This window comes from Noviherbaspirillum aridicola (assembly GCF_019656455.1).
Lineage (GTDB): Bacteria > Pseudomonadota > Gammaproteobacteria > Burkholderiales > Burkholderiaceae_D > Noviherbaspirillum > Noviherbaspirillum aridicola.
Genome location: NZ_BPMK01000001.1, coordinates 228,678 through 241,528 on the forward strand (window position 1 = coordinate 228,678; position 12,851 = coordinate 241,528).

General features: G+C 68.4%; 7 protein-coding genes. 2 read left to right on the forward strand and 5 right to left on the reverse strand.

All coding sequences use genetic code 11. The features are described 5' to 3' along the window. Position 1: 1 nt before the first annotated feature. Both NCCP691_RS01130 and NCCP691_RS01135 read right to left on the reverse strand, forming a co-directional pair. A complete protein-coding gene (locus NCCP691_RS01130) occupies positions 2-3,157 on the reverse strand; it encodes an efflux RND transporter permease subunit (protein ID WP_220806392.1) in 3,156 nt (1,051 codons plus the stop codon). A 12-nt stretch (positions 3,158-3,169) separates the two neighbouring features. After that, a complete protein-coding gene (locus tag NCCP691_RS01135; protein WP_220806393.1) occupies positions 3,170-4,393 on the reverse strand; it encodes an efflux RND transporter periplasmic adaptor subunit in 1,224 nt (407 codons plus the stop codon). 176 nt (positions 4,394-4,569) lie between these two features. On the opposite strand from NCCP691_RS01135, the gene NCCP691_RS01140 reads away from it, so the two are divergent. Then, a complete protein-coding gene (locus NCCP691_RS01140; RefSeq protein ID WP_220806394.1) occupies positions 4,570-5,208 on the forward strand; it encodes a TetR family transcriptional regulator in 639 nt (212 codons plus the stop codon). 22 nt (positions 5,209-5,230) lie between these two features. Then, positions 5,231-6,274 (forward strand): phospholipase A, encoded by a 1,044-nt coding sequence (locus tag NCCP691_RS01145; RefSeq protein ID WP_238482256.1) that lies wholly within the window; start codon positions 5,231-5,233, stop codon positions 6,272-6,274. Positions 6,275-6,489: 215 nt separating this feature from the next. Here the strand turns inward: NCCP691_RS01145 and NCCP691_RS01150 are convergent, their stop codons facing one another. The 3 genes from NCCP691_RS01150 to NCCP691_RS01160 form a co-directional block, all read right to left on the reverse strand. Then, the gene (locus NCCP691_RS01150; protein WP_220806396.1) at positions 6,490-10,395 is read right to left on the reverse strand and encodes a translocation/assembly module TamB domain-containing protein; all 3,906 of its coding nucleotides are present in this window, start codon (positions 10,393-10,395) and stop codon (positions 6,490-6,492) included. 15 nt (positions 10,396-10,410) lie between these two features. Further along, positions 10,411-12,231: an autotransporter assembly complex protein TamA gene (locus NCCP691_RS01155; RefSeq protein ID WP_238482257.1), complete on the reverse strand. Its 1,821-nt coding sequence runs from the start codon at positions 12,229-12,231 to the stop codon at positions 10,411-10,413. Between the two features lie 74 nt (positions 12,232-12,305). Continuing rightward, positions 12,306-12,818: a LapA family protein gene (locus NCCP691_RS01160; protein WP_220806397.1), complete on the reverse strand. Its 513-nt coding sequence runs from the start codon at positions 12,816-12,818 to the stop codon at positions 12,306-12,308. Positions 12,819-12,851: the final 33 nt, after the last annotated feature.

The following is a 12,851-nucleotide window of genomic DNA, read 5'->3' on the forward strand; positions in this document are numbered from 1 at the left end:
TTCAGACACCCTGTTGGTCGGCGGGGTCGAGTCGCGGCGAATGGCTGGCCCAGAATTCTTCCTGGCGCTTGCTGGCCCGGAAGAGCTTGCGCACCACGACGAAGAAGACCGGCACCAGGAACACGGCGAGCACGGTGGCGCTGATCATGCCGGCCATGACGCCGGTGCCGATCGCGCGCTGGCTCGCGGAACCCGCGCCGGTGGCGATCGCCAGCGGCAGCACGCCGAGAATGAAGGCGAGCGAGGTCATGATGATCGGCCGGAAACGCAGCTTGGATGCTTCCAGCGTGGCCTCGATCAGTCCCTTGCCCTGCGCCTGCAGATCCTTGGCGAACTCGATGATCAGGATCGCGTTCTTCGCCGACAGGCCGATGATGGTGATCAGGCCGACCTTGAAGTAGACGTCGTTCGGCATGCCGCGCAGGGTCACGCCGAGCACCGCGCCGAGCACGCCCAGCGGCACCACCAGCATCACCGACAGCGGGATCGAGGTGCTTTCATACAGCGCCGCCAGCACCAGGAACACCGCCAGCAGCGACAGCGCCATCAGCATCGGCATCTGTGCGCCCGAGGTGCGCTCTTCGCGCGACTGGCCGGTCCACTCGAAACCGAAACCGGCCGGCAGCTGCGAGGCGAGCCGCTCCATTTCCGCCATCGCCTCGCCCGAGCTGTAGCCGGGCGCCGCCTGGCCCGCGATCTTCATCGCCGGATAGCCGTTGTAGCGCACGATCTGCACCGGGCCGTTGATCCACCTGGCCGAGATGAAGGTCGACAGCGGCACCATGTTGCCCGCCGCATTGCGCACATACAGGTTGCCCAGGTCTTCCGGCTGTACCCGCTTGGTCGACTCCGCCTGCAGGATCACGCGCTGCTGGCGGCCCTGGTTGGGGAAGTCGTTCAGGTAGGACGAGCCGAGCGCGGCCGACAGCGTGTTGTTGATGTCGGCGAAGGAGACGCCGAGGGCGCTGGCCTTGTCGCGGTCGACGTCGACCTGCAGCTGCGGCGCGTCTTCCAGTCCTTCCGGACGCACGCCGGCGAGCAGCTTGCTCTGGCCGGCCATGCCGAGCAGCTGGTTGCGGGCCGCAAGCAGCTTGTCGTGGCCGAGACCGCCGCGGTCCTGCAGGCGGAAGTTGAAGCCGGTCGCCGTGCCCAGCTCGGGGATAGGCGGCGGATTGAGCGCGAACACGATCGCGTCCTTGATACCCATCAGCACGCCCATGGCCTTGCCCGCGATCTTGTCGGCGGTGTCGTCGCCGCGCTCGTCCCAGTCCTTGAGCGGGACGAAGGCGATGCCCGCGTTCTGGCCGCTGCCGGAGAAGGAGAAGCCGATGACGGAGATGATGTGCTCCACGCCCCGCTGCTTGAGGAAGTGGCCCTCGACCTGCTTGGCCACGTCCAGCGTCCGGTTGGCGCTGGCGCCCGGCGGCAGCTGGATGTTGGTCAGGATGTAGCCCTGGTCTTCATTCGGCAGGAAGGAAGAGGGCAGGCGCATGAACAGCAGGCCCATGACGCCGACGATCAGGCCGTACACCACCATGTAGCGGCCGGTCTTGCCGAGCATGCCGACCACCACGCGCTGATAACCGTTGGTCGCCGCATTGAAGCGGCGGTTGAACCAGCCGAAGAAACCGCGCTTTTCATGATGATGGCCCGCTTCCACCGGCTTGAGCAGGGTCGCGCACAGGGCCGGCGTGAGCGTCAGCGCCATCAGCGCCGAGAACGCCATCGATGCCACCATGGACAGCGAGAACTGGCGGTAGATCGCGCCGACCGCGCCACCAAAGAAGGCCATCGGGATGAACACCGCGATCAGCACCAGCGTGATGCCGATGATGGCGCCGGTGATCTGGCCCATGGCCTTGCGCGTGGCTTCCGCCGGCGACAGGCCTTCCTCGCTCATGATGCGTTCGACGTTCTCCACCACCACGATCGCATCGTCGACCAGGATACCGATGGCCAGCACCATGCCGAACATGGTCAGCACGTTGATCGAGAAACCGAACGCGTACATCGCGGCGAACGTGCCCATCAATGCCACCGGCACCACGATGGTCGGGATCAGGGTATAGCGGATGTTCTGCAGGAACAGGTACATCACCAGGAACACCAGGACCACCGCTTCGAGCAGGGTCTTGACCACTTCCTCGATGGAGATCTTGACGAACTTGGAGGTGTCGTAGGGGATTTCGTACTGTATGCCCTGCGGGAAGTACTTCTCCAGCTCTTCCATCTTGGCGCGGATGGCGGTCGCGGTGCCGAGCGCGTTGGCGGTCGGGGACAGTTGCACGCCCATCGCCGACGACGGACTGCCGTTGAGGCGCGCCGAAGTCGCATAGGCCTGGCCGCCGAGTTCGACGCGGGCGACATCGCGCAGGCGCACCACCGAACCGTCGGTATTGGCGCGCAGCACGATGTTGCCGAACTGTTCGGGGCTGGTGAGCTGCCCGGTGACCACGATGGGCGCGGTGACCTGCTGGCTGCCGGGAGAGGGCAGTTCGCCCAGCGTGCCCGACGCCACCTGCGCGTTCTGCGCGCGGATGGCGTTGGCCACGTCGGTCGGCGTGAGCTGCAGGCCGACCAGTTTGGCCGGGTCGATCCAGACGCGCATCGCGCGCTCGGTACCGAACAGGATGACGTCGCCCACGCCGGAGACGCGCTTGACTTCATTGGCGATATTGCGCGAGATGTAGTCGCCGAGGGCGATCGGGTCCATGCTGCCGTCCTTGGAAGACAGCGTGATCACCATCAGGAAGTTGCTGCGTGCCTTGGTCACCTGCACGCCCTGTTGCGTCACCGGCTGCGGCAGGCGCGACTCGACGCGGCGCATCCGGTTCTGCACCTCGACCGCGGCGAGGTCGATGTTGGTGCCCGGCTGGAAGGTGGCGGTGATCTGCGCCTGGCCGTTGCCCTGGCTCTGCGATTCCATGTACTGCAGGCCGGGAGCGCCGTTGAGTTCCTGTTCGATCAGGCTGGTGACGCTGTTTTCCAGCGTCTGCGCGGTGGCGCCGGGGTAGGTCGCGGTGATCTGCACCGCGGGCGGCGCGATCGTCGGATACTGCGCGACCGGCAGTCCGGTGATGGACAGCGCGCCCGCGAGCAGAATAAAGACCGCGATCACCCAGGCAAAGACCGGGCGATCAATGAAATATTTTCCCATTCGCTTGCTCTCTTACTTGTTGCCGGCGGATTGCTGCTGGCCGCCGGTCTGGGGAGCCGGCTGCGCCTGCGCGCCCGCTGCTCCCGCCTGCTTCCACGGCACGGCCTTGACGACCGCGCCCGGCTGCGCCTTCTGGAAGCCCTCGACGATCACGCGCTCGCCGCCCTTGAGTCCTTCGCTGATCACCCACTTGTCGCCGAGCGCGCTGTCGGCCTTGACCGGGCGCGGCGCGACCTTGTTGTCGTCGCCGACCACCATCACCACCGAGCCGTTGGGCATGCGCTGCACCGCCTGCTGCGGCAGCGTGATCGCGTTCTCGCGCACCGCCTGCTCGACCCGTGCGCGCACGTACATGCCGGGCAGCAGGAAGCGGTCGGGGTTGGGCACCAGCGCGCGCAGCGTGATCGCGCCCGTGCTCGGGTCCACGGTCTGGTCGGAGAACAGCAGCTTGCCCGGGTGCGGATAGGCTTCGCCGTCTTCCATCACGATCGTGACCCTGGCTTCATCCTTGCCGGCCTTCTGCAGCTGGCCGGCGCTCATGGCGCGGCGCAGCTTGAGCGCTTCCGACGCGGACTGCGTGATGTTGACGTAGATGGGATCGAGCTGCTGGACGGTGGCCAGCGGCGTCGCGGCGCCCTGGCCGACGAGCGCGCCTTCGGTCACGAGCGCGCGGCCGATGCGGCCGGAGATCGGCGCGTTCACCGTGGCGTAGCCGAGGTTCAGGCGAGCCGTGGTCAGCGCCGCCTTGGCGGCCTGCACGTCGGCGGCGGCCTGCTTCTGCGTGGCCTGGGCGACATCGAATTCCTGCTTGCTGATCGCATTGGTTTCCACCAGCGGCTTGTAGCGCTGCACGGTGGTGGTGGCCTGCGCGAGGTTCGCTTCGGCGCGGGCGAGCGAGGCCTGCGCGCTGTTGACCGCCGCCTCGAAGGGCGCCGGATCGATGCGGAACAGAACCTGGCCGGCCTTGACCTCGCTGCCTTCCTGGAAGACCCGCTTGGTGACGATGCCGGCGACGCGCGCGCGGACTTCGGCGACGCGGGTAGCCTCGAGGCGGCCGGGCAGTTCATTGGTCAGTGTCAGACGTTCGGCCGCCGCAGTCACGACCGAGACTTCGGGGGGCGGCATGCCACCGGGCGCCTGTGCATGCGCGCTCGCGATCTGGTCGCCGCAGCCCGACAGGTTGAGCGCGGCGGCAAGCACGGCCGCCAGCGGGGTATATCGGTAAAGTGCTCTCATGAAGGATTTCCGGGGCAAAAGTGGAATAACTTACAGCAGTTTGTCAGACTGCGCCTGACAGCCCTGTCGGCCGCAATCTCTTTTCCGCTATCGTGTTCGAGGGTGTATTATACATACGATCCTGAATGTATGTTGCGAGCGCTCCGCGCCCACCCACCCGACACTCCTTATTGCTCATGGTTAGGAAAACCAAGGAAGAAGCGCTGGAAACGCGCAATCACCTGCTCGACGCCGCCGAAGATGTCTTCCATCGTCTCGGCTATGCCCGCACCACGCTGGAGGCAGTCGCCGAAGCGGCCGGCCTGACGCGCGGCGCCATCTACTGGCATTTCAAGAACAAGAGCGACCTGTTCAACGCGATGTGCGAAAGGGTCAGGCTGCCGATGGAAGAACTTGCCGCTTCAGGCGAGGCGCGCGGCAACGACGATCCGCTCGGTCATCTGCGCAAGGTCTGCCTTTTCTTCCTGACGCAGGCGGCGACCGATGTCCATCTCCGCAAGGTCACCGACATCCTGTTTTTCAAGTGCGAATTCGTCGACCCGACTGACCAGGCGTACGTGCGCCAGCAGGAAGCGTTCCTGCGCGGCCGCGGCCGGCTGACGCTGCTGCTGGAACAGGCGGTGGAGAAAGGTCAGCTTGCGGCCGACCTCGACGTCCCTCTGGCCGCGATCATGTTCCATGGCGCAATCGACGGCACGCTGCGGAACTGGCTCTTCTCCACCGGGTCTTTCAGTCTGGTCGACGAGGCCGAGCGGCTGGTCGATGCCTGCCTCGACATGGTGCGTTATGCGCCGAGCCTTCGAAAAAAAACCTAGACGTCCTCACCTGGAGGGGATCTTGAAAAAGAAGCTGCTCTGCGGCGCGCTCGCCGGACTGTTCGCATCCGCCTGTGCTTGGGGCCAGGAAGTGCCCACCCGGCTGGAGGCCTGCGCCGCCATCGCCGACGATCGCGAGCGGCTGTCCTGCTATGACAGGCTTGCGCGGGGCGAGCCTGTGCCGGAACAGGAGCGGGCGGCTGCGGCGGTTTCGCCTCAGCCCGAGAGCCCCGCGCTCGCCGCGAGTACGGCTGCGGAGAGCGGCGGCGAGCGCGGCGTGTCCTATCTTTCGCGCTACTGGGAGCTCGATGCCGGGGACAAGCGCGGCATCTTTCATTTCCGGCCGCATCGCGAAAACTACCTGATCGCGACCTACAACGATTCGCCGAACGTGGAACCGTATCGTCCGCTGCGCCTGCCCGGCCGGGGCGGTGGGCTGGCGAATGCTGAGCTCAAGTTCCAGATTGGCTTCAAGCTCAAGATCGCCGAGAACCCGGCGAACCTGCCGGTCGACTTCTGGTTCGGCTATACCCAGACCAGCTACTGGCAGGCAAACAACCGCGAGGCATCGAGCCCGTTCCGCGAAACCAATTATCAGCCCGAGGTGATGGCGGTGGTGCCGCTGAACCTCGACCTGCTCGGTCTGAAGCTGCGATTCATCAACGCCGGTTTCGTGCATGAGTCGAATGGCCAGGGTTCGGTGCTGTCGCGCAGCTGGAACCGCAGTTATCTGCAGGCCGGCTTCGAGCGCGGCAATTTCAGCCTGCTCGCACGCGCGTGGAAGCGGGTCAACGAGAGCGCGGACGAGGACGACAATCCCGACATCGTCGATTACATGGGCCGCGGCGACCTGGTCGGCACCTGGCGCAGCAACGGTCACGAAGTATCGCTGCTGACGCGCTACAACTTCAGTACCGACAAGGGTGCGATGCAGATCGGCTGGGCTTTCCCGCTCGCGCCGAGGCTCAAGGGCTATGTGCAGTATTTCACCGGGTACGGGCATTCGCTGATCGATTACAACGCGCACCAGCGGGTGATGGGGTTGGGGGTGTTGGTGACGTATTGAGGGGGGAGTAGGGCCGGCCTCCGTGCCGGCCGGCGGAGGTCGCCCAACGCGCGCCGCCCCGAGCATCCTGAGCATCCCGCGCATCAACGACTCTCCGGACGCACGGGGCTTGGGCCGGCAGGGACGCCGGCCCTACCGAGTGTGAGTAGGGCCGGCCCGGCGGAGCTCGCGCAACCTGCATCGCCGGCAGGGACGCCGCGCTGCTTTCAGCGACCTCACTTCCTGTCGCCGTCGAAACGCTTGTTGTAAGAGAGATCGATGCCTGTTACCGCGCCGCCGCGCAGCACGACGGTCCAGCTGCGCGACAGCTGGTAGGTGAGCTTGAGCACGCTCTCGGCGCCCGCCAGGCTCTGTTCATAGCCGACGGTGAGGCGGTCGGTGATTTCCTTGCCGAGGTTGACGACCTGGCTGCCTTCCATGCCGTATTCGCTGCTGCCGATCGAGAGTTCGTCGAGGCCGAGGCCCTTGGCGACGCGGGCGCCGCCGAATTTGTTGAGCAGGCCGAGCGCGGCGCCCTGGGCGGCGGCGCTGGCCTGGCCCTGTTCGGCGCCGCCGCCGCCGCGCCCGAAGATCAGCCACGACAGCTTTTCCTCGTCGGATACGGTGGGCTCGGAAACCAGCTGCACCCTCGGGTTCTGCACGGTGCCGGTCACCAGCACGCCGGCCTCGACTTCCTGCTCGCGCCGCATCGCAAGGATATTGAGGTTGGGATTGGCGAGCGGGCCCTGGAAGTTGATCAGGCCGCGCTCGATGTCGAGTTCGGCGCCGAAGGCTTCATACGTGCCCTCCGCCACCCGCACCGTGCCGATCGCCTGCGGCGTCTCGCCCGGCGCGCTGCGCAGGTTCAGGCCGCCGGCCAGCCGCAGTTCCGCGCCCGCACCCTCGAAGCGGAAATTACGGCCGAGATCGACCACGACATCCACGCGAGGACTGAGCGGCGAGGCGCGTTTGTCGCCCGGCTGCTCGCGGCGTGCCGGTTGCGGGCGGTCGCCGCGTATCACCACCACGTCGTCGTCCAGCCTGGGCGCGCTTTTCTCGGGCAGGCTGAACAGCGCCCGGTCGACCACAAACTTGCCGCTGACGAGCGTCTGGCCGTCCGCCTGCGCGGCTTCCGCCTGCCCGGAGATCGTCAGCCTGCCGCTGGGGCTGGCGAGCAACTGCAGGCGGTCGGCGACGATGCGTGCGCGCAGGTCTTCGCCGCCATTGCCGACGTCGATGCTGCCGGTGGCGCGCAGCGTGCCTTCGCCGCCGTGGAACAGCACCTCGCGCAGCTCGACGATATTGTCGCGCAGGACGAGATGCGCGGTGCCGTCGGACAGGCGCACGCCCTGGTCGTACAGGGTGAGCGCGAGTCGCTCGCCGTCGACGCGGCCGGCGAGACGCGGCGATGAGGCCGTCCCCGTGATCGAAATATCGGCGCTGATGGCGCCGTCGAGCGCGATGCGGGGACCGGCGAGGGCGGCGATGCTCTGCAGCCGGGGCACTTCGGCGACGACGCGCGCGTCGAGGGGCGAGTCCGGACCGGGCGCCAGCAGTTCGCCGCTGCGCTGAAGCTGCAGGCGGCCGTCGGCGCGCACGCTGCCGATCCGGGCCGCCTCGGTGCGGGCGGCGAATACGAGGCTTTCCCCCTGCAGGTCGGCACGCAGGCTGAGCGTGGACAAGCCGAGCGGTCGCTCGCCGGCGGCGCCGGGAATGCTGACGTCGCCTGAACGGCGGTCGATCCGCAGAAAGCCGGAGCCGGTCTCCGCCAGCGACAGGTCCCAGCTGCCGTCGAGCACGAGCGAGGTGGACACCGGCGCGGCCTTGCCTGTGAATTGCTGCTGCAGCGCCAGCAGACGGCCGACATCGAGGGCGGAGAAGCCGCCGGCGGTGCGCAGCCGGCCATGGTCGTAGCGCAGCTGCTGCAATGCGATGTCGGCCTGGGCGATCGAAAGCCGGGTGCTGCCCGCCTCGACGAAGCCCGGCGCCAGCGCCAGCGGCAACGGCGCGCCGAGCGCGATGCGCGGCTGCGTCCGGTTCTCGAGCGTGTCGAGCGTGCCGTCCCAGGCCAGGCCCTGCGGCGTTTCGCGCAGGCGGCCGCGGGCGGAGGTGCTCAGCGCCAGCGCCTGTCCGCGCAGTTTTCCCTCGGCTTCCGCCCGCAGCGTATGGCGCGCGTAGCTGCCGTCGAGGTCGGCGCTGATGCTGTCGAGCGCGAGATCTCCGCTGCGCAGGCCGCGCGCCTGCAGGTCGAGATCGATCAGGGCATCGGGGCTGGTTCCGGGCACGCCCTGCATGCTGGCTTCGCCTTCGAGGAAGGCGAGGCGGTGATCGCCGAAGGCGAGGTCCTGGCCGCGATAGGCGGCGTTCACGACCGGCCGCTCGATGGTGCCGGCGGCGTCGCCCTCCAGGCGGAGGCGGCCGGCGAGACCGAAGCCGAGGCGGTCGAGGGCGGGGGCGTCGATATCGAAGCTGACGCGGTCGCCGGGCGCGCCGAAGCTGCCCTTGAGCAGGGCATCATTGCCGGCGACGGTCAGCTGCAGCTCGCTCGGCAACAGGCGCTTGCCGGCGACCGAGACGCGGCCGCTGCCCGCCATCGGCAAGCCGTCATAGCTGCTGTCGTCGATATCGAAGCGCAGCGCGGCTGCGAGCTCTGGCCGCAGCGCGCCCTCGGCCTCGAAGCTCATGTTGATCTGCGCCCGGGGGATCACGAACTTCCGCTTGCCGCGCGCCGCGGGCGGCATGCGGGCGGCGAAGCGGGCCGGGTTGAAGTCCTGCAGCTGGCCGCTGGCGCTGAACTCGCCGTTGCCGGCCCGCGCGAGCGTGCCGCGCAGGTCGAGTCGCGTGTCGCCCGATTGCAGGCGCGCGGTCTGTACGCCGATCTGCGCGGGCGTGAGTTCGATGTCGGCGCTCGCCTGCATGCTGGGATCGGCGAGATCGAGGCCGACGGTTTGCCTGCCGTCGGCCTGTCTGAGCGTGAGGGGGCCGTCCAGGCTGGTCCGCAGGAGCGCGCCGTGCAGGGCGTTGAGATCGAGGTCGCGCGCCTGCAGGGAGAATTCGCCGCTGCCGTCGGTGCGCATCTCGCCCTTGCCCGACAGCTCGCCATCGCCGCTCAGCTTCAGCGTCACGGCTTCGATCTGCTGCCGCTGTGCATCGAGCCGAACCTTCATGTCCGCCGATACCAGCGGCAGCCGGCCCTTGTCGATCCTGCCCGGGCTGGCGTTGACGAGTTCGACCGGGCCGCGCACCACCAGCTGCGACAGCTCGGCCGGGGTGCCCTCCGGTTCCAGCGTGGCGCGCAGGCGCAGCAGTGCCTCCGGCAGGTCGGGCCTGAGCGCCTGCGGATTGAAGTCGTCGATCTTCACCACGGCCCGGCGCAGCGGCACCTGCGCGAACGGCGATGCCTCGATCCCGGCCTGACCGTTGAGCTTGCCTGCGCCGCCGTCGGCGTCGATGCGCAGCGTCTCCAGGCTGCCGGACAGGCGCGCATCGGCGCGGAATTCCTGCTCCTGCACCCGGCCCTCGATGCTGGCCGCGCCGTCGAGCGGATACGGTGCATCGCCGGCGAGGTTGAGGCTGGCCCGTACCCGGCCGTACGGCGTGTCGGCCTGCTGCAGGCGCAGCCGGTGGCGCACGCCGTCGGAATTGGCTTGCAGCCGCAGATCCCGCAGCTGAGTGCCGCCCTCCTTTCCGGCTTCGCGCACGATGAGTTCGCGCACCCGCAGGTCGCGTATCTCCAGCGCCAGCGGCAGCCGCAGGGAGGGCGGCATCGTGGCCGGTTCCGGCGGCGTGGGTTGCTGCGTCAGCTCGACGCGTCCGAGCGCGAGCGAGTCGATGCTCAGCGCCAGCGGCGAGAAGGACAGGCGCCACGCACCCTCCACGCTGTCGACCGCCACGCTGCGCTGTGCGTCCTCATAGCGCAGCGCGCGCAGGCGCAGGCCGTCCGCCAGCGTGCCGCCCAGCAGTTCGCCCTCGAGCTTGCCCGGCGCGAAGCGCTGCGCCGCCTGCCACAGCATGCGCGCGCCGGTCTCGGTGCGCCATGCGGCCAGCAGCGTCGCCGCCAGCAGCAGCAACAGCGCCGCGACGATGCCGGCGACCCAGGCGAGCGCCCGGCCGTGCTGGGAAGTGGGAAGGCGGGTCGGCATCGCGCGGTCCATCGCTCAGAAGGCCACGCCGAGCGACAGATGCGGCCGCAGGCGGTTTTTCTGGAAGCCGTACGCGAGGTCGACATTGATGCGGCCCACCGGACTGCGGTAGCGGGCGCCGATGCCGACCGCATGGAACACCGAGCGGTCCTGCCAGCGGTCGGTGGCGACCCCGAGGTCGTAGAACACCGCGCCGCCCCATTGCTCGTTCAGCCAGTGCACATATTCCGCGCCGCCGGTGGCGAGATAGCGCACCGGATAGACGGTGTTGCCGACGCGATTGCCGATGCTCTGGTAACCGTATCCGCGTACCGAGTCGGTGCCGCCGGCACGGAACAGAAGCGAGGCGGGGATCGAGGCATTGCCGCCTTCGGTGATGACGGCGCCGGCTTCGGCGCGCAGGATGACGAGATCGCGCTTGCCGACCGGGATGAATTCCCGCAGCCGGCCGTACAGGCGCACGAAGCTCTGGTCGGTCAGCAGTCCCTTGAGCGCCGCGCCCGCCTGCAGCGTGATGATGCGTCCGTCGCGCGGAAACAGGGGATTGTCGACATAGCGGCGCGTGCGCGCATAGCCGGCCACCAGGGCCTGGTGGGTGCCCGGCCGCACCAGCACGTCGGCGGGCAGGTCGGCGTCGTCGATCTGCCGCAGCGCGTCGTTGTAATACTCGAGCGACCAGGCGGTGTCGCGCGACTCGGTGCTGCGCGCGCGCCGCACGCCGATGCGGCGGGACTCCAGCTCAATGCCTTCCAGCGTGGTGCGCTCGACCGAGCCGAAAGCGCTGTGCACCCAGGCCCCCGGCTCCGGCGGCAGCGACAGTTCGAGGCGGCCGAACTGGCGGCGCTGTTCGAGACGCGCCTGCGCGTCGAGCACCCAGGCGCGGCCGAACATGTTGTTGTGACTGTAGAGTCCGTCGAAGTGAACGCCGGTGTCGGTGGTGTAGCCGATGCCGGTGCGGATGCGCTGCTGCGGGAATTCCGTCACTCGCACGCGCACCGGCGCGGCTTCCGCGTTCTCCGGATCGGCATCGATATCGATCACCGCATTGCTGTAGTACGGCGTGCGCAGCACCTGGCGCTGGAATTCCAGCAGGCGCTCGGCCCGGTATTCCTCGCCCTTGCGCAGCGGGCTGACATTGCGGACGATGGTTTCCGGATAGCGGTCGGTGCCGCTGACCTCGATCTCGCCCAGCCGGAACACCGGCCCGCTGTCGTACTGGACCGCCAGCTCGGCCTGCTGGCTGTCGGCGAGAATGCGGGCTTCCGAGCCGGCGATGCGGGCGGCAGGATAGCGCCGACGCTGCAGGATCTGCAGGCCCTGCTGCTTGGCCGCATTCCATGCCTCCTGGCGGAAAGGCTCGCCCGCTGAAAGCGGCCATTCGTCCCGCAGTTCCTGCACCTGTGCCGGATGCTGCCGCGGGGCGGCGCCGGCGACGTCGACGCGCGCCGTCGACACCCGGGTGCGCGGGCCGGCGTCGACCGTGATGCGCACCAGCGGCAGGCCGTCTTCCTGTTCCAGCCGGATGTCGGTGCGGGGCGTGAAGTAGCCTTCGGTCGAGGCGAGCTGCTCGACCTGTTCCGGTGCGGTCGCGACCATGAAGCTGAGCTGGTCCGCGTTGATGTCGTCGCGTTCCCGGTAGCGCATCAGGTCGAGGAATTCGGTCAGCAGGCGTCGCAGCTCGGGCGAGGCGTCGAGCTCCACCCGGTAGCTCTCGGCGGCGGCCGGCAGCCAGGCGGACGAGAGCGCCAGCGCGCACAGGCAGGCGCGCATCAGCGCCGGGCCGCGCAAGGATCGTCCATGGTGTTGCCTGCCGAGTGCTTCATCGCTTTCAGTCATGTCGCTTCCGGGGGCGCGGCCCGGAGCCGCGCAGAGTGTGATTCCGGCAGGATATTGCCACAGCTTCGCGGCGTTCAATGGTCTCGCCTCGGGGTCGCCGGCGCGATCGCTACCCGGCCTTCGCGTGCCAGCCGGTCGTCCAGCTCGCCGAGATAGGCGGCGAGCGTATTGCTGCTGTCGCTGAGCGCGCCGCGCAGCCCGGTCTCCAGCTGGTCGATGCGGGCCAGCAAGGCATGGGTCGCGTCCGTGTCACGGGCGGCGAGGGCGCGCATCTCGCCCTCGATGAAGCCGCGGAGCTCGGTGAAGCGCGACGCCTCCGCCTGGTCGGCCAGGTCGCGTTGCGTCTGCAGTTCGCGCGCGTGGCGGCGGGCCTCCAGCAGCACCGAGGTTTGCAGGAACACGATGAAGCCCAGGAAGGCCAGCGCCAGCGCCGCCAGCAGGCCGAGCATCACCAGCCCGAGCGGCGCCTCGAAGCTCGCGAAGCCGAGAGACAGGGTCGACGGCGCGAGGAAGGTCGACCAGTTCAGGGCGACGAAGGCGGCCACGGCGGCGAGGACAAGCAGCAGCAGGAACGTGCGGATGTTCATCTTGTCTCCTTGGATGGCGGGAAGCGGCGGCGT